The organism is Pseudomonas syringae group sp. 243L2, assembly GCF_032587875.1.
Lineage (GTDB): Bacteria > Pseudomonadota > Gammaproteobacteria > Pseudomonadales > Pseudomonadaceae > Aquipseudomonas > Aquipseudomonas amygdali.
Genome location: NZ_JAWHPL010000021.1, coordinates 891,251 through 908,099 on the forward strand (window position 1 = coordinate 891,251; position 16,849 = coordinate 908,099).

Here is a 16,849-nt window from a genome sequence, read left to right on the forward strand (position 1 = left end):
TTGAAGTCACCCATTGCAGCAAGTCTGGGCTGACTATCTGCTTGCGCCCAGCTAGCAGAACTACTAGGTGCCAGGCCGAAAGGCGCTGAACACAGTCATGCCGGCGCACAGACCGAAGCGCCCTTCACTCATTGATGGGCGTGACTTAAACACAACAAAACCTATTATCAGCGTCATGGTTAAAAGGCGCTCCGCCTACCCCTTTAACCAACTGGGTGGTTGGCCATTATCGGAATCGATTTGACGCGCCCGCCCGCTTCTCGATAGTGCCATTGCCACCTCTAAGACGCTCAACCGCACGTCTATAATAGTCAAGATTATTCTTTACAACATACGGTACAAAATCACCTCTACCAATATATGATTCATTTGTCAGGACCAGTTCATCACGCCGTCTTTTAGCTTCATGAATGTCTACATCTTCACCTTCTATCCTCAGGTAACTTTTTCGAGCAGGAACGAATGGTGGAGCATTGCTGGGCGGCCCTTTCTTTGGAGGGATGGGCGGTGGGACATTGCTCGGCAGTCCTTTCTTGGGAGGGCGGGGTGGTGGGGCAACAAATTGTGACCTATCGATAATACCAGATGCAGACATATGCGAGCTCACCGAGTTAGTTGAAGTAGTTACCTGTGTGGACCCGAAACTCTCGACAGGATCAAGCAACGGGGAAGATAGAGAATCCTGGCTAACGTTTCGACCAAGTAAGCGCTTTTTCACACTGCTTGCTCTTTTCAAAATGCTCACTAAAAACGTTGGCAAATGTCCGCCTGGATCAACCCGATTAACCGGGTCCTCCTCACAATATGCATACGCATTCAACCCGCCCTCGCCAAACGGGCTCAAACTGTCCGGACTATTGAACCTCATCAACACCGGATTAAAAGCCCTGTACCCATTGCCCAGCAAATAATGCCCTGTAATCGGGTCAGGCCGCTGGCCGGTAAAGCCCGGCAGGCTTGCGGGGCCTGAAGGGTAACGATGGCCGTAAGGCGTATAAGCAAACGCCAAACCCTGTGCCGCGATCACGGACTGCTGTTGATCCGTCGCCAGTAACAGACAATCGTTCTGGTTGTTTTCTACACTCAGGTGAGCCAGCAAATGCTCGTCCGTACGCAGAAGCGTGTGCTGTATCTGCCCCTGAATTTGCGTCGCCAAGCGATTCTGCTGATAAAAGAACCGGTCGCTCCCCTGCCCGGCAGGCGAGCAGTCGGCCAAGCGATCCGTTGCGTCGTAATGGTAAGTGCAGAGCACTACAGGGCTGGCAGAAGACATGAACATCACCTGCGGCAATCGATGATAGAACCGTAATTCTGGGCGTGTTATCTCGTGCTGCACAGCTAGCAGAAATGCTAGGGAGCCCACCTCGTCTGCCAGAGCCGATTCAGGCAAATGAAATAACTGCCTGTCTTCAGCGCGTTGGGAACAAGCCTCTGTTGCTCACAGTCAAACCGTCTGCTTTACCGCCCACTCATGGGCGGTTCAGGTTTGATAAGGGTGACGCAATGAAAACTGCACGCGGTATGGCTTTGGTAACGTTGATGGCACTGGCTGCAAGCCCGGTGTTTGCCTTCAATCTGAATGACGCCGCAAATGCGGTTTCCAATGCCACGAGTGGCAATCAGAAAGCCACAGCGGCCCCTGAAGTCGCAGGACTGCTTAATACCCTTGGCACCCAGCTCAATGTCACCCCTGAACAAGCCGTTGGCGGAACAGGCGCATTGCTCGGGCTGGCGAAGAACAAGCTGACCAGCACCGATTATTCGCAGTTGGCCAAATCGGTTCCCGGCCTGGAGCAGATGTCCGGCACCTCCGCACTGGACAGCCTGGGAGGCGCAAACGCACTGGGCAGCCTGCTCGGTGGCAAGTCCGGCGATAACTCGATGCTCAACAGCGCACTGGGCAACGTGCAGAGCATGGGTGATGTGAATAACGCCTTCAAGGCACTGGGCATGGACAGCACGATGGTCAGCCAGTTTGCCCCGCTGATTCTGCAATACCTCGGGCAGCAAGGTGCCAGCGGTTCGGCGTTGCAGAGCCTGAGTGGGTTATGGGGTTCCGGCAGCTGATTCAAGCCGCAACGCCGCAATACGCGCATCTTTCTCCACCCAGAGCTGGTTGACCCAGCTCTGGATTTTCTCGCGAAACACCGGATCGTTCTCGTAATCGCCCTGCCACAGTGCCGGGTCCATTTCACGGGTTTTGATGTCGACAATCACCTTGGGCACCCGCCCGCACAGCATGTCCCAGAACCCCGGAATGCCTGAACCCGGATAGACCACGGTGACATCCAGAATGGCGTCCAGTTGCTCGCCCATGGCAGCCAGCACGAATGCGACGCCACCGGCCTTGGGCTTGAGCAGATGGGTATAGGGCGATGCTTGAGTCGCATGTTTGCCCGGAGTAAAGCGCGTGCCTTCCAGATAGTTGACGATGGTCACTGGCTGACGCTTGAACAGCTCGCAGGCGGCCTTGGTGATTTCCAGATCCTTGCCCTTCAGTTCCGGGTGCTTCGCCAGAAACGCCTTGCTGTAGCGCTTCATGAACGGGTAATCCAGCCCCCACCACGCCAGGCCCAGCAGAGGCACCCAGATCAGTTCTTTTTTCAGGAAAAACTTGAAGAAGGGCGTGCGCCGGTTGAGTGCCTGGACCAGCGCGGGAATATCCACCCACGACTGATGATTGCTGATGACCAGATACGAAGTATCACCGCGCAAGCCCTCATCGCCACGAATATCCCATTGCGTCGGTACACAGGTTGCGAAGATGACCTTGTCGATCTCGGCCCAGGTTTCGGCAATCCACATAACGGCGACTGAACAGCGATCGCGCATTCGGCCTCTGAACAGCAGCTTGAGCAAGGCAAAAACCAATAACGGACCTATCAATACCAGCGTATTGATCAGTAACAACAAAGCAACAAAACAGCCGGTGAGCAGACGGCGCATAGCGGACTCTTGAAGGTTCAGGGGCGGCAATAATAAAGACCCACGCGTTTTACGCCAATTACACAGGTGCTTACAAATGTTTCACGTCCGGGCACTTATGCTGGCCTGACACTCTTGCTGGCGAACCTACTGCAGGTTCGCTGTCTAAAAACGCGCGCCAATCAGGCGCTGACCATTGCGAGGAACCTCTCACGTGAAACCGATCCTGGCGCTATTGTCGTTGCTGGCCCTGCCGGTCATGGCTGCTGAACCGACGCTGTATGGCCGCTACGAGAACATCAAGGTTCTGGACGTAGACCAGACCTTCAAGGCCAAGATGGACACCGGCGCACTGACTGCTTCACTGTCGGCCAAGGACATCGAGCTGTTCCAGCGTGATGGCGATGACTGGGTGCGATTCCGTCTGGCAACCAAGGGCGCCGACAACAAGGTGTATGAGCACAAGGTGTCGCGGATCAGCAAGATCAAAGGGCGTGCAGAAGGTGATGACGAAGACGACGAAGGCATCAACCCTGCCAAGCGTCCTGTTGTAGACCTGGAACTGTGCCTGGGAAACAAGAAGCGTACGGTCGAAGTCAATCTGGTCGACCGCAGCCACTTCAACTTCCCGCTACTGATCGGTGCCAAGGCGCTGCGCGAGTTCGACGCAGCAGTTAATCCGGCCCGCCGCTACACTGCTGATGAGCCTGACTGCTGAGGCGTCTATCGTGCTCATGCTTCTTCCTGACTATCGTGCGACGCTCCGCGTCGCATGCCGTTCTGGACGCTCCGCGTCCGGTCTTGAGGGCGTGGCGCGGCGCAGATTTGTGACGCAGAGCGTCACCCACGGCATTCCCACGCTGGAGCGTGAGGAACGATAGCCGCACGCGAGAACACCATCGTGCCCACGCTCCGCGTGGGTATGCCGTTCAGGACGCTGCGCGTCCTATCTTGACTGTGCGGCGCGGCGCAGATTGACTCAAACTGGCGGCAGGGTCGCGATCATCGAAGGGCGTTGACTGACGTCCAGATACCAGGCGGCCAGTCGCGGATAAGTGCTGCGCCAGTTCAGATCCGGCTGGCGAAAGTCCAGATAACCGAGCGCCACGGCGACGCTGATCGATGCGACATCAAAGGATGTGCTGAGCTCTGTGACCGCATCGCTTTCGAAGTAATGCAGCGAGCGTTCAATCTTCTGCTGCTGGTTGTCCAGCCACTGGTCCCAGTGTTTTTCCTGCGGACGCAAGGCAGTTTCGTAGCGGATCATTACCGCTGCATCCAACACCGCATCGGCCAGAGAAGCCAGGGTCAGGCGCCTCCAGCGTGCCGAGCCTTCCCGGGGGATCAGTGGCAGGCCCACGTGCTGGTGGTCGAGAAAATCAAGAATCACCCGGCTGTCATGAATGACATTACCGTCAGCCAGTCTTAGCGCGGGAAGTTTGCCGGCCGGGTTGTCTTCATTGAGCTCGGCAGAGGGGCTGACCGGCGTCAGCACTGTGGTCTGCAACTCAACGCGGTCGAGCTGAGCAGTTTCATGAAGCATCACCATCACCTTGCGGGCAAAAGGCGAGGCGGCGTTGAAGTACAACGTCATCGTGGGCGCTGACATGGGTGTTCCTCGAATGAGACAGGATCCTAGACTAGTCAGCCTGTGACGCGCCTGCAATGAGCGTTTCAATCAGCCGCGCCGCACCAGCAAGCCCTTGATGCTCAACAGGGCAGCCGTCCCCATGCCCAGCCACGCCAGCGTATCCCACCAGCCATCACCCAGCAGCGCGGCGAACAAGCCGACGCCGATAAGCAGCGCTATCAAGGCGGGTATCGCAAAGGTCTTCCAGAATCGCGATGGCCTGGAACTCATTGCGCCGCCTGAGCGCGAATCACGCTCACCGAGCGCGTGGCACGCCGTCTCACCCACCACAGGTACACCCCGCTGCCGAGCACAATGATGGTCAGCACATCCAGTACCGCCCAGAGAATCTTCATCGGCATGCCGCCGTAATCACCGAAATGCAGAGGCTGCGACATACCCAATGCATCCATGTACCAGGGACGCTCGACCACGGCCGTGACTTGCAGCGTCTGCGCGTCGATCAGCACTGGCGTGGCCAAGTGCGCAGTCAAGTGCGTGTTGCCTTTGAGGAACACCGCGTAATGATGCTCGCTGGAGAAGCGCGTGCCGGGGAAAGCGATGAAATCGGCCTGCATGCCGGGCGCAGCGGATTCGGCAATTTCCAGCAATCGAGTCGCCGGGGCGCGCTGGGTCAATGGCGGCGCGTCCTTGTAAGGGGCGATCATGGTCGCCAGCGCATCATTGCGCCAGGAGGCAATCAGCAGATCGGCACAGGCACTGATCACCCCCGTCACGCCCACCACCAGCGCCCAGGTCAATGTCACCACACCGATCAGGTTGTGCAGGTCCAGCCAACGCGTACGCCTGGATTTATTGACCCGCACCTGGCCGAACTCCAGCTTGCGCATGAACGGCGCATACAACACGGTCCCGGAAACAATCGCCACCACAAACAGCAAACCCATGAACGCCAGCAGCAATTTGCCGGGCAGGTTGGCGTACATGTCTACGTGCAGGCGCAGCATGACCATCATGAAGCCGCCATTGGCAGAAGGCATTTCCAGCGCTTCACCGGTGCGTGCATCAAGGGCGAAGGTATGCGATGAGTTGGGCTCGGTATCTGCGGTTGCCGCGGTGATGGCCATCACGCCATTGGGGTCTTCGTCATCCCAGCCGAAATACTGCATCAGCTCGCCGGGGCGATGTGCTTCGGCGGCCTTGGCCAGTTGCTCCAGGTTCAGATGCGGCGTGTCGGCAGGCATCTCCTGGTACTGCGGGGCGTCGCCCAGCAGGTGATCGATTTCATGATGGAAGATCAACGGCAGTCCTGTAACCGCGAGCATCAACAAAAACAGGGTGCAAATCAGGCTGCTCCAGGTATGCACGATGGACCAGCGGCGCACGGTTTGGCTTTTCATGGTTTATCCACAGGCGAAGGGACGCAAAACCGAGCGCGTCCCCGAAATGACTTGTAAGACTAAGCCGCTCGAAACCGGAAAAGTGTCAGGGCGATCCGGTGCAGGCATGAAGAGGTATGTTTCAGAGTTTTGCCGGATTGCTGCTGGCCTGCTCATCCCTGGCCAGCACAGTGACCCACCACGCGGTGTGTTGTTCGATCTGCACGGGTAAGGTCGGCAACAACGCCTTGAGCGCCAGGTCAGTGTCGGCCAGCGGGAATGTGCCGGTAATACGCAGATCAGCCACGGTCGAGTCGACACCCAGATGGCCTGTACGGTAACGACCCAGTTCAGCAAGCATGTCCGCCAGCCGGGCGTTGTCCACCACCAACATGCCGCGCGTCCAGGCGTCGGCGCCGGAAGGCATGCTGAGCAACGGGCCAAGGCCATTGCGCGTGAGGAGAACCTGCTGGCCCTCGCGCAGAACCTGTTCACCGGACGCATTGCGCGCATTGGCGGCAACCGCTGATTGCAGCACGCTGAGCAGTGTTCCGTCTGGCTCGCGACGGACCAGAAAGCGCGTACCCAGGGCGCGCATTTTGCCATCCGCAGTTTCGACGATGAAGGGACGCGGATCGTCATGATTGCCGGTCTGCACCATTATTTCGCCGTCCTGCAGAATCACCCGACGTTGCTGCGCATCGAAGCGCACATCAATCGCGCTGTGGGTGTTAAGGCGAATCAGGGTGTTGTCCGCCAGACGCACGTCACGCTGTTCACCGGTGGCGGTGCGCTGATCGGCAAGCCAGTAATCTATCGGCAGGTAGCGGTCGCCGACGAACAATGCCAGCCCCAACGCCATGAACACGCCGACCAGACCGCCGCCAAGCTTGCGCAAGCTATGCCGCTGGGCACCAGGCGAGTGCTGCAATGCCTTGCGCGCCGGACCTGCTGGCAAGGCAAAACGCTGATTGACCATGCCCAACTGGTTCCAGGCCCTGGCATGCTCTTCGTCGGCGGCCAGCCAGCGAGCAAGTTCAGCGTCATTGCCGCTGCTGCCATCCATGTTCAATTGCCACTGGATAGCGGCGTCCAGAACACGGGCGGATACCGGCCTGGTGTTCATGTCGGCTCACCGTAGATCGCCACATAGCACTGACGCATGGCCTGAGCCAGGTATTGCCTGACGCGCGAGACCGAAACGCCCACCCTCTCGGCAATCTCAGCGTGACTCAGCCCGTCGAGGCGACTGTACAGAAAGGCTGCCCGTGCCTTGCTGGAGAGACTGCCCAGCATGCGGTCGATCGCTTTGAGATCTTCCAGAATCAGCAACTGCTCTTCCGGCGAAGGCTGCTCGGCCTCGGGAACCTGCATCAACTCCCCGAGATAAGCCTGCTCCAGCGCAGCGCGGCGGAAGTAGTCGAACATCAGTCCCTTGGCAACGGCCGCCAGGAACGCTCGAGGCTCTCTGGGCGTCAGCAATTCCTGTCGCCCGAGCAAACGCACGAACGTGTCCTGACTCAAATCCTGAGCACGCTGTGGACAGGCGACATTGCGTCTGAGCCAGGCCAGCAGCCAACCACGATGATCGCGATACAGCGCGCCAACAATCTCGCTATGAGTGCTTGGGACTGACGACACGAATAGCCTCGATGAGAAAGATCTAACTAAAGAGAATCATTCGCGATTGTGGCAGAGCGCAAGGGTAGTGGCAATTCGCGTCTGTCGGGAGGATGACGCGAATAATAAGAAAGAAGGGAGTTTGAGCGGGGTAGCGGTAGCAATCATCCCCACGCTCCGCACAAGAGCATGGGGATGAACCGGTGTTGCGATCAGGCCTGGTGGCTGATTTCGCGCAGCGGCTTGCCACGTGCAGGTTTGTCGCCTGCAACGAAGTAGTCGGCGGTGCTGCGTGGCAGGGGCTGACGACCGCGGATCTTGTCGGCGATTTTCTCGGCGATCATGATTGTCGGTGCATTCAGGTTACCGGTGGTGATGATCGGCATGATCGAGGCATCGACTACGCGCAGGCTTTGCAGGCCATGCACACGGCCCTGACCGTCGACAACGGCCATCTCGTCGGTGCCCATCTTGCACGAGCAGGACGGGTGATAAGCCGTTTCAGCATGCTCGCGCACGAACTGATCCAGCGCTTCATCAGACTGCACATCGATACCGGGGCTGATTTCGCGGCCACGGTACGGGTCCAGAGCCGGTTGCTGCATGATCTCGCGCGTCAGGCGGATACCATCGCGAAACTCCTGCCAGTCCTGCTCACTGGACATGTAGTTGAACAGGATGCTCGGGTACTCGCGCGGGTCTTTGGATTTGACCTGCACACGACCACGACTCGGCGAACGCATGGAGCCAACGTGAGCCTGGAAGCCGTGTTCCTGAACGCCCTTGGTGCCGTTGTAGTTAATCGCGACCGGCAGGAAGTGGTACTGAATGTTCGGCCATTCAAACGCTTCGCTGGAGCGAATGAAACCACCGGCTTCAAACTGGTTGCTCGCACCGATACCGGTGCCGAGGAACATCCACTCTGCACCGATGGCAGGCTGGTTCCACCACTTCAGCGAAGGGTACAGCGACACCGGCTGGGTGCAGGCGTACTGCAGGTACATCTCCAGGTGATCCTGAAGGTTCTGGCCAACGCCCGGCAGGTCATGAACCACCGGAATATCCAGCTTGTTCAGCACTTCGGCCGGGCCGACGCCGGAACGCTGGAGAATCTGTGGCGAAGCGATCGCGCCGCCACACAGCAGCACTTCCTTGCGGGCACGGGCCTGGATGCGGGTGTCGCTGTCACCTACCAGGTACGCCACGCCGACGGCACGCTTGCCTTCGAACAGAATGCGATCGGTCAGCGCGTGAGTGACGATGGTCAGGGTCGAGCGCTTCTTGGCCTCGTCCAGATAACCACGGGCGGTACTGGCACGACGACCGTTAGGCGTCACAGTGCGGTCCATCGGACCGAAGCCTTCCTGCTGATAACCATTGAGGTCGTCAGTGCGCGGGAAACCGGCTTGCACGCCCGCCTCGACCATCGCGTGGAACAGCGGATTGTTGCCCGCCTTGGGCGTGGTCACGCTGACCGGACCGTCGCCGCCGTGATAATCATTGCCGCCGATGTCACGCGTCTCGGCCTTGCGGAAGTACGGCAGGCAATCGAGGTAGCTCCAGTCTTCAAGACCCGGTTCTTTGGCCCAGCCGTCATAGTCCATCGCGTTGCCGCGGATGTAGCACATGCCGTTGATGAGCGACGAACCGCCCAGGCCTTTACCACGACCGCATTCCATACGGCGGTTGTTCATGTACGGCTCTGGCTCGGTCTCGTAGGCCCAGTTATAACGGCGGCCCTGCAGCGGGAATGCCAGTGCGGCTGGCATCTGGGTACGGAAATCCAGACGGTAGTCCGGGCCACCGGCTTCCAGCAGCAGAACAGTGACGCCTGCGTCTTCGGTGAGACGGGCTGCCAGGGTGTTACCGGCAGAGCCGGCACCAATGATGATGTAGTCGTATTCGGATTGAGTCGTCATAGAGGCTCCCTCATAGAGCTGCAAGTCTCAAGCCTCGGCTGCAAGCAGAAGCAGCGAGGCGATACTTGTGAAAATGGGGTGCGGCAAGCCGCTTTTGATTGCGTCTGCTTGAGATTTGCCGCGTGCCACTTGAAGCGTGTTTAGAAAACCGAGGCGTAGTCGCCCAGCTCGATCTGTACCGACTTGATCCGCGTGTACTGCGCCAGCGAGCTGATGCCGTTCTCACGACCAACACCCGATTGCTTGTAACCGCCGACCGGCATTTGTGCCGCCGACTCGCCCCAGGCGTTGATCCAGCAGATACCGGCTTCCAACAGATGAATCACGCGGTGTGCGCGGTTCAGGTCGCGAGTCACGATGCCTGCGGCCAGACCGAAGTCGGTGTCGTTGGCGCGGCGCACCACTTCTTCTTCGGTGTCGTAGCCGAGGATGCTCATTACCGGGCCGAAGATTTCTTCACGCACGATGGTCATGTCGTCGGTGCAGTCGGTGAACACGGTTGGCGCAACAAAAGCGCCCTTGTCGAACACACCACCGGTCAGACGATCACCGCCGCACAACAGGCGTGCGCCCTGCTCTTTGCCCTTGGCGATGTAGCCCAGCACGCTTTCCATATGCTCGAAGCTGACCAGCGGGCCGAAGTTGATGTTTTCGTCTTCCGGGTTACCGGCGCGAATACGCTTCACACGCTCAAGGATTTTCGCTTCGAACTCGGCTTTCAACGCGTTCGGTACAAACACACGCGTACCGTTGGTGCAGACCTGGCCGGAGCTATAGAAATTGGCCATCATTGCGATGTCGGCAGCACGGTCCAGATCAGCGTCGTCAAACACGATCAGCGGCGACTTGCCGCCCAGCTCCATGGTCACTTCCTTGAGCGACGAGCTTGAGGCACTGGCCATGACTTTCTTGCCGGTGTCGGTGCCGCCGGTGAACGAGACTTTCTCGATGCGCGGGTGCTCGGTGATCCAGGTGCCGACTTCGCGACCGCTACCGGTCAGCACATTGAACACGCCATTTGGCACGCCAGCTTCGGTGTAGATTTCTGCCAGTTTCAGAGTGGTCAGCGAGGTGACTTCACTTGGTTTGAAGATCATCGCGTTGCCCGCAGCCAGCGCCGGTGCGGATTTCCACAGGGCGATCTGGATCGGGTAGTTCCACGCACCGATGCCTGCAACCACACCCAGCGGCTCTCGGCGGGTGTAAACGAAAGAGGAATCACGCAGCGGGATCTGTTCGCCTTCGATGGCAGGCACCAGGCCTGCGTAGTATTCCAGTACGTCAGCGCCGGTCACGATATCCACGTAGCGGGTTTCGGAAATGGCTTTACCGGTGTCCAGCGTTTCCAGCGCGGCCAGCTCATCGTTGCGCTCACGCAGGATGTCGACGGCACGGCGCAGGATGCGCGAACGCTCGACGGCGGTCATGGCCGCCCAGATCTTCTGGCCTTTTTCAGCAGCAACGACTGCGCGCTCGACGTCTTCCTTGCCGGCGCGCTGGATCTGCGCCAGTACTTCGCCGTTCGCCGGGTTGATGGCATCGAAGGTTTCAGTGTTGCTGGCATCGACGTAACCGCCATCGATGTAAAGTTTCTGCAGTTCAAAACGGGCCATAAAGTCCTCGCAAATTCAGTTGGGGGGGCGATGACTGATTTCAGTGTGCCGGGTTCGTTCGGCAACAGGCTTTTACAGTCGTTCGGTAAGGGGCTTCGAAAGCCTCAGCTCGCCGATTTCGCCAATTGGAAATCCATGTACTCGTAAGCAATCCGTTGCGCTTGCTCGGTGTCGAATGCATCGCCTGACAGCGCGCCTCTCAGCCACAGCCCATCTATCAGGGCAGCAAGCCCGCGGGCGGCGCTGCGTGCCTGTTCCAGTGGCAAGGTACGGCGGAACTGACAGCACAGGTTCGAATACAAACGGTGGTCGTTGATACGCTGCAATCGGTGCAGCGAAGGGTGATGCATGCTGGTCGCCCAGAAGGCCAGCCAGGTTTTCATGGCCGGGCCGCTGACCTGACTGGCGTCGAAGTTACCTTCGATGATCACTTGCAGATGAGCCCTTGGGCTGTCTTCGGTCAGCGCCTGCCGACGTTCGCGGACGTTCTGGATCAAGGCGTTCATCAGATGCCGCATCGTGGCGGCGATCAGGCCGTTCTTGTCCTGAAAATAGTGACTGATGATGCCGTTGGACACGCCCGCCAGTCGCGCAATCAGAGCAATGCTGGCGTCGCCCATACCGACCTGATCGACCGCTGTGAGCGTGGCCTGGATCAGTTGTTGGCGGCGGATGGGTTGCATTCCGACCTTGGGCATTGGCGCGATTCTCCCGGGTGTCTGCAATGATCGTTGTACCAAAACGGTGAGGCCAGTCTAAAGATTTTTTATTGAACGATCAATCAATAAAAATAATCGGCAGGTTTTCGCCGGCAAACGGCAAGCTGAAAAGCGCCTGAATGCGGGGTTTCTGGAGGATGCGTCAAGGCGCAGATTTGTGATGCGGAGCGTCACCCACGGCATTCCCACGCTGGAGCGTGAGGAACGCTATCTCAACTATCGTGCTCAGCTTCATCCTCAACTATCGTGCGACGCTCCGCGTCCAGTCTTGGGGCCGTGGCGCTGCACAGACCTGTGACGCAACGGCATTCCTACGGTGGAGCGTGAGGAACGATCACCTCAACTATCGTGCGACGCTCCGCGTCGCATGCCGTTCTGGACACTCTGCGTCCGGTCTTCAGCGCTGCGACAGTCAATCCTGCAAAACCACATCCGCCAGCTCATCAATCGCTTCCTGCCGCTCAGCCTGATTCGGTTTGGCGTGCGGATTGAGTGTTGACCATTGCGGGTGGGCGCGGGCACGGGTGAGCGGCTCGGGGATTTTGCCTTTGCGCCAGGTTTTGTCCTGCGGCGTGGTCAATTCCATGCGGTGAATGGCCGCGTGGCCTCTCACTCCCAATGCCAGCAACAAGTGCCCCTGTCGCAGTGCGAGAAGGCGCAGCACTGCATCGTCCACCGTCAATTCCCTGCGGCCCTTCAACTTGCCCAGCAATCGTCCGCCGTAGCTGCGCGCCGTCAACAGGGCACCGCCCGCAATTGCGCCGACTAAAGCCGCAGCGCCAAGCGTTACGCCGCCGACCATCAGATCGACCCCTGCCCCGGCCGCAGCACCGGCTGCCACGCCGCCGCCAACCCGCACGCCCATCAACCTGAGGGTTTCCGGATTGAACAGATCATCGCCCCAACGGCCATCCATCAACGGCAAATCGCTGGTAGACACATCATCATTGCGAAACGCATACAGCTTGAGCAGCGCCTCGACACATTGCTGCTCACGCTGGCGAACAGCCTTGCGCAACGCTTCCACAGCCTGCTGTTCCTGCTCGGCAGTGGTCTCGACGCTACGCCGACACGCTGCACAGTCAATCAACAGTTCGGCGATAAGCCGCGCCGCGCTGTGTTTTCTGGCTCGACGTTGTTTCTCCTGATCCTCAATCAAACGCTCAAGCCGAGGCCGCGCGCTTTCCAGCAGCAGCGCCAGGCTTTCGTACAGACGACGACCGCCATCTTCCGGCGGTGCGACGCTGTCGAAACGCACCAATGCATGCAAACCCAAGCGTGAAAGCGCCTCTCGCCATTCCGGCTCCCGGTGCTCGCGCGCACTGACGAAATTCAGCACCGGCAGCAACGGCTTGCCACAGCTGGCCAGCACTGCCAGCTCGTCACGGTATTTGGCGAGTACCGGTTCACGCGCATCGATCACATACAGCCCAGCATCCGAGCCGAGCAACTGGCGCATGACCTTGGCCTCTTGCTCAAAGCGCTGGCGTGCTTCACTGCCCTCCAGAAAGCGCGCCAGTCGCGCCGGGCCATCCAGACGTTCACCGGGACGATCAAGCCGCTCCAGGTAATCGAGCAGCGCAATGGCGTCCTCCAGGCCGGGCGTGTCGTACAGATCGACCAGCGCCTGACCGTCCACTGACAGGCGGGCGCCTTCCACATGGCGGGTGGTGCTGGGCCGGTGAGACACTTCGCCGAAGCTGACATCGCCGGTCAGGGTACGCAGCAGCGACGTTTTGCCGACATTGGTGTGGCCAACCACCGCCAGCTTGATGGCGCGGACATTGTCTGCTTCAGTCATGGCCTGTCTCCAGCCAGTTCAAGGGCGCGCTGTCTGTGCGCGGCAATTGCAACTGATCCAGCGCGGCGTGCCAGTCGCCCAGACGCTCCAGATCGAGCACCTGCCCGGCAGGCGCGGGCAACAGCCATACACGTGTCGCCCCCGCGCTGCGCGCCAGTTCGGCAATCAGTGCCAGACTGCCACGATCCGGTGAGCGGCGCGGATCGCAGGCGACCACCATGCGCGCAGGCGGATACTGGGTCAGTTGCTCCAGCAGCTTGTGGCGCGACTCACGGCTGTCGAGAATGCCTGCATCGACCACGCCTGACGGCAGTTCTGGCGGCCAGACTTGTTGATCATCCAGCTCGATGGCCACCAGCAACGCGCCATTGCTGTCGGACGCACCCACGCCGGGCTGAATCTGATGCAGCGCGGCAGGTTCGACGTCATTGACGCCCAATCGCTCGCTGCTGGGCATCAATCGTTCACGCAGCTCAAGGTACTCGGGCAACTCAAGATCGAGACGCAGCCCCGCATTCCCCTGCTTCCAGCGCCACAGGCAGAACGCTGCCAGCAACAGACGCGGCACAATGCCGTAAACCAGCAGCACGCCCACCAGCCACGCAGCCCAGGCCTGGCGTGCATTCTCGATACTCAGCGCTGCATTGCCGCTGGCGCGAATCATGGCTTCGTCCGGCACACTGAAGCCCAGCCAAGCCGGGACGGTACTGAGTGTCTGAGTCAGGCTGACAAACGTGTCGCTGCTCAAAATGGTGGTTTCCCAGACAAACCCGTAGCGCCGGGTCGCCATCAGCATCAACAGCACCACCAGCGCACTGACCAGCGCGAGCAGCCACAGGCTGTGAACCACCAGGCCAAGCACCCAGCGATTCAGACGCTTGCGTTGCAGCAGCAGAACCAATGCCGGAGCAAGTTGCGCAGCCTGGGCGTCACGGGCAAGCTTTTCACTCAACCACAGCCATAAGCGGCCCAGCCCGCTGTTGCTGCGGCCAGCGAAGATAAAGCCCAGCGCCCAGGTAGCCAGCAGCACCAGATTAAGCCCAAGCAGACTGCCCAGCGCCCAGAACACATTGACCGGTGCCTGCCCGTCGCCCATTGCGGCGAAGGCCAGGCCCGCGCCACTGATGACAGCGAATACGGCAAGCGCAATCAACGCCAACCGCGCGCCCTGCTTCCAGTGATGCAATGCGCCGAGCATGCCGTCGCGCTGTGCCAGCCCAAGGGCGCGATGGGTGATACGGGCAGTCAGGTCGCCTCCGGCCGCCCGGGCGCGGCGATTGGCTTCCTGATCATCCAGCGCGCCAGCCTGTTGTTCACGCAGGCGCACGGCTTCGGTCAGCCAGAGGGTATCGAGTGGGGTCAGTGCAGTCACACAGTGTCTCTTGATTGAATTCAGCGGTGAGCATAACCGCTGTCATGGGACTGAGCACGGTGCGTGTCAGTTCATTCGCCTGCCCTGCGACCTCTGATATCCTCGGCGCATGAAAACTCATCTCCCCCTTAGCCTGATTGCCGCCCTTGGTGAAAACCGAGTGATCGGCGTCGACAATTCCATGCCCTGGCATTTGCCGGGGGATTTCAAATACTTCAAGGCCACGACGCTCGGCAAGCCGATCATCATGGGTCGCAAGACCTGGGATTCGCTGGGCCGCCCCCTGCCCGGTCGCCTGAACCTGGTAGTCAGCCGCCAGACTGATTTGCAGCTCGAGGGCGCGGAAGTCTTCCCTTCGCTGGATGCCGCAGTCGTGCGCGCCGAGCAATGGGCGAAGGAACAGGGTGTCGACGAGGTGATGCTGATCGGCGGCGCGCAGCTTTATGCTCAGGGCCTTCCCGAGGCGGATCGCCTGTACCTGACTCGCGTGGCACTGAGCCCTGATGGCGACGCGTGGTTTCCAGAAATCGATACGGCGCAATGGGCGCTGGTGTCCGATACCGAGAACGCGGCTGTCGATGACAAGCCTGCTTACAACTTTGAAGTCTGGGAACGCGTCTGATAAGCGTCTTTCGGCGTATTTGAGGTCGCTGACGAAAAACTGCAATAAAAGTGTCGCTTTTAGTTTCACTGTCGCAAATAAAGGGGCAAACGGCGTCTTTTGGCCTTTTTCGGGTCGCTGACGTACTTTTGCCTTCACAATATTTTGTTACGGTTTGTCCCTTCGTTTTTATGACAAGGGAAAATCGCCTATGAAAATCGCGCCAAAACTGCTGGTTGCAGCGCTCTGTGCCGGGCTCGCCAGTCAGTCCTTTGCTGCCACTGAATTGAAGCACTGGCCCGAGCCTGCCGCCAAGGCACTCGACGCGATGATTGCCGCCAATGCCAACAAGGGCAACTATGCGGTCTTCGACATGGACAACACCAGCTACCGCTTCGACCTTGAAGAGTCGCTGCTGCCGTACATGGAAAACAAAGGACTGATTACCCGCGAAACGCTCGACCCTTCGCTGAAGCTGATCCCCTTCAAAGACACCGCCGACCACAAGGAAAGCCTGTTCAGTTACTACTATCGCCTTTGCGAAATAGACGACATGGTCTGCTACCCGTGGGTCGCGCAGGTGTTTTCCGGCTTTACCCTGCAGGAGCTCAAAGGCTATGTCGATGAGCTGATGGCCCTGAAAAAGCCGATCCCGGCGACCTATTACGACGGCGATACGGTCAAGCAACTCAATGTCGAGCCGCCGCGCGTATTCACCGGGCAGACCGAGCTGTACAACAAGCTGATGGAGAACGGCATCGAGGTCTACGTGATGACCGCAGCGTCCGAAGAGCTGGTGCGCATGGTCGCCGCCGATCCCAAGTACGGCTACAACGTCAAACCGCAGAACGTGATAGGCGTCACCACCCTGCTCAAAGACCGCAAGACCGGTGAGCTGACTACCGCACGCAAGCAGATCACCGCAGGCAAATACGATGCGAAAAGCAACATGGGGCTGGAGCTGACACCTTATCTGTGGACCCCGGCGACCTGGATGGCCGGCAAGCAGGCGGCGATTCTGACCTACATCGACCAGTGGAAAAAACCGGTTCTGGTCGGCGGCGATACCCCGACCAGCGACGGCTACATGCTGTTTCACAGCGTCGACGTGAGCAAGGGCGGCGTGCACTTGTGGATCAACCGCAAGGACAAGTACATGACCCAGCTCAATGGCATGATCAAGGACAATGCCGAAGCTCAGGCCAAGGAGAAATTGCCGGTCACGGCGGACAAGAACTGGGTGATCGTCAAGCCGGACGAGATTCAGTAACGGGCTTCATACTGCGTGATCGTGCCCATGTAACCGGGC

Annotated in this window: 16 protein-coding genes; 4 read left to right on the top strand and 12 right to left on the bottom strand. The window is 59.2% G+C overall.

Going from position 1 to position 16,849, the window contains the following annotated elements; all coding sequences use genetic code 11:
- Window positions 1-226 precede the first annotated feature (226 nt).
- Window positions 227-1,273, bottom strand: a complete 1,047-nt coding sequence (locus RYB66_RS16970; protein WP_316894926.1) for an RHS repeat-associated core domain-containing protein — start codon at window positions 1,271-1,273, stop codon at window positions 227-229.
- Window positions 1,274-1,503: 230 nt separating this feature from the next.
- On the opposite strand from RYB66_RS16970, the gene RYB66_RS16975 reads away from it, so the two are divergent.
- Window positions 1,504-2,067: a DUF2780 domain-containing protein gene (locus tag RYB66_RS16975; protein WP_004654797.1), complete on the top strand. Its 564-nt coding sequence runs from the start codon at window positions 1,504-1,506 to the stop codon at window positions 2,065-2,067.
- Here RYB66_RS16975 and RYB66_RS16980 read toward each other — a convergent pair.
- A complete protein-coding gene (locus tag RYB66_RS16980) occupies window positions 2,047-2,946 on the bottom strand; it encodes an acyltransferase (RefSeq protein ID WP_004654799.1) in 900 nt (299 codons plus the stop codon). The two genes, RYB66_RS16975 and RYB66_RS16980, sit on opposite strands and share 21 nt — an antisense overlap.
- 193 nt (window positions 2,947-3,139) lie before the next feature.
- On the opposite strand from RYB66_RS16980, the gene RYB66_RS16985 reads away from it, so the two are divergent.
- On the top strand, window positions 3,140-3,643 hold the full coding sequence (locus RYB66_RS16985; RefSeq protein WP_005735042.1) for an ATP-dependent zinc protease: 504 nt from the start codon (window positions 3,140-3,142) through the stop codon (window positions 3,641-3,643).
- Between the two features lie 261 nt (window positions 3,644-3,904).
- Here RYB66_RS16985 and RYB66_RS16990 read toward each other — a convergent pair whose 3' ends face one another.
- The 10 genes from RYB66_RS16990 to RYB66_RS17035 form a co-directional block, all read right to left on the bottom strand.
- The gene (locus tag RYB66_RS16990; RefSeq protein ID WP_005781167.1) at window positions 3,905-4,534 is read right to left on the bottom strand and encodes a glutathione S-transferase family protein; all 630 of its coding nucleotides are present in this window, start codon (window positions 4,532-4,534) and stop codon (window positions 3,905-3,907) included.
- Between the two features lie 69 nt (window positions 4,535-4,603).
- Entirely contained in the window at window positions 4,604-4,786 is a 183-nt protein-coding gene (locus RYB66_RS16995; RefSeq protein ID WP_004654803.1) for a hypothetical protein, read from the bottom strand.
- A complete protein-coding gene (locus RYB66_RS17000; RefSeq protein ID WP_316894929.1) occupies window positions 4,783-5,916 on the bottom strand; it encodes a PepSY-associated TM helix domain-containing protein in 1,134 nt (377 codons plus the stop codon). Before RYB66_RS17000 ends, RYB66_RS16995 begins: the two co-directional genes overlap by 4 nt.
- A 121-nt stretch (window positions 5,917-6,037) precedes the next feature.
- Complete coding sequence (locus RYB66_RS17005) at window positions 6,038-7,021, bottom strand: FecR family protein (RefSeq protein ID WP_316894931.1); 984 nt, start codon at window positions 7,019-7,021, stop codon at window positions 6,038-6,040.
- Window positions 7,018-7,536 carry an RNA polymerase sigma factor gene (locus RYB66_RS17010; protein WP_005744073.1) on the bottom strand — a complete coding sequence of 173 codons (519 nt, stop codon included), beginning with the start codon at window positions 7,534-7,536 and terminating at the stop codon, window positions 7,018-7,020. Before RYB66_RS17010 ends, RYB66_RS17005 begins: the two co-directional genes overlap by 4 nt.
- Window positions 7,537-7,727: 191 nt before the next feature.
- Window positions 7,728-9,434, bottom strand: a complete 1,707-nt coding sequence (betA, locus tag RYB66_RS17015; RefSeq protein ID WP_005744074.1) for a choline dehydrogenase — start codon at window positions 9,432-9,434, stop codon at window positions 7,728-7,730.
- A 140-nt stretch (window positions 9,435-9,574) separates the two neighbouring features.
- Complete coding sequence (betB, locus tag RYB66_RS17020; RefSeq protein WP_044319674.1) at window positions 9,575-11,047, bottom strand: betaine-aldehyde dehydrogenase; 1,473 nt, start codon at window positions 11,045-11,047, stop codon at window positions 9,575-9,577.
- A gap of 104 nt (window positions 11,048-11,151) precedes the next feature.
- Complete coding sequence (gene betI / locus RYB66_RS17025; RefSeq protein ID WP_002555619.1) at window positions 11,152-11,745, bottom strand: transcriptional regulator BetI; 594 nt, start codon at window positions 11,743-11,745, stop codon at window positions 11,152-11,154.
- Between the two features lie 433 nt (window positions 11,746-12,178).
- Window positions 12,179-13,567: a GTPase/DUF3482 domain-containing protein gene (locus RYB66_RS17030; RefSeq protein WP_316894936.1), complete on the bottom strand. Its 1,389-nt coding sequence runs from the start codon at window positions 13,565-13,567 to the stop codon at window positions 12,179-12,181.
- Entirely contained in the window at window positions 13,560-14,939 is a 1,380-nt protein-coding gene (locus RYB66_RS17035) for a DUF2868 domain-containing protein (protein WP_316894938.1), read from the bottom strand. The genes RYB66_RS17030 and RYB66_RS17035 overlap by 8 nt, the downstream gene beginning before the upstream one ends.
- A gap of 109 nt (window positions 14,940-15,048) precedes the next feature.
- Here RYB66_RS17035 and RYB66_RS17040 point away from each other — a divergent pair, with 109 nt between their 5' ends.
- Both RYB66_RS17040 and RYB66_RS17045 read left to right on the top strand, forming a co-directional pair.
- Complete coding sequence (locus RYB66_RS17040; protein ID WP_005781189.1) at window positions 15,049-15,561, top strand: dihydrofolate reductase; 513 nt, start codon at window positions 15,049-15,051, stop codon at window positions 15,559-15,561.
- A gap of 190 nt (window positions 15,562-15,751) precedes the next feature.
- Window positions 15,752-16,810 (top strand): hypothetical protein, encoded by a 1,059-nt coding sequence (locus tag RYB66_RS17045; protein WP_010194758.1) that lies wholly within the window; start codon window positions 15,752-15,754, stop codon window positions 16,808-16,810.
- The last annotated feature ends 39 nt before the right edge of the window (window positions 16,811-16,849 follow it).

Coding starts and splice junctions, on each gene's coding strand:
- RYB66_RS16970 (WP_316894926.1), bottom strand. CDS start 1,273: ATGTCTTCTGCCAGCCCTGTAGTGCTCTGCACTTACCATTACGACGCA.
- RYB66_RS16975 (WP_004654797.1), top strand. CDS start 1,504: ATGAAAACTGCACGCGGTATGGCTTTGGTAACGTTGATGGCACTGGCT.
- RYB66_RS16980 (WP_004654799.1), bottom strand. CDS start 2,946: ATGCGCCGTCTGCTCACCGGCTGTTTTGTTGCTTTGTTGTTACTGATC.
- RYB66_RS16990 (WP_005781167.1), bottom strand. CDS start 4,534: ATGTCAGCGCCCACGATGACGTTGTACTTCAACGCCGCCTCGCCTTTT.
- RYB66_RS16995 (WP_004654803.1), bottom strand. CDS start 4,786: ATGAGTTCCAGGCCATCGCGATTCTGGAAGACCTTTGCGATACCCGCC.
- RYB66_RS17000 (WP_316894929.1), bottom strand. CDS start 5,916: ATGAAAAGCCAAACCGTGCGCCGCTGGTCCATCGTGCATACCTGGAGC.
- RYB66_RS17005 (WP_316894931.1), bottom strand. CDS start 7,021: ATGAACACCAGGCCGGTATCCGCCCGTGTTCTGGACGCCGCTATCCAG.
- betA (WP_005744074.1), bottom strand. CDS start 9,434: ATGACGACTCAATCCGAATACGACTACATCATCATTGGTGCCGGCTCT.
- betB (WP_044319674.1), bottom strand. CDS start 11,047: ATGGCCCGTTTTGAACTGCAGAAACTTTACATCGATGGCGGTTACGTC.
- betI (WP_002555619.1), bottom strand. CDS start 11,745: ATGCCCAAGGTCGGAATGCAACCCATCCGCCGCCAACAACTGATCCAG.
- RYB66_RS17030 (WP_316894936.1), bottom strand. CDS start 13,567: ATGACTGAAGCAGACAATGTCCGCGCCATCAAGCTGGCGGTGGTTGGC.
- RYB66_RS17040 (WP_005781189.1), top strand. CDS start 15,049: ATGAAAACTCATCTCCCCCTTAGCCTGATTGCCGCCCTTGGTGAAAAC.
- RYB66_RS17045 (WP_010194758.1), top strand. CDS start 15,752: ATGAAAATCGCGCCAAAACTGCTGGTTGCAGCGCTCTGTGCCGGGCTC.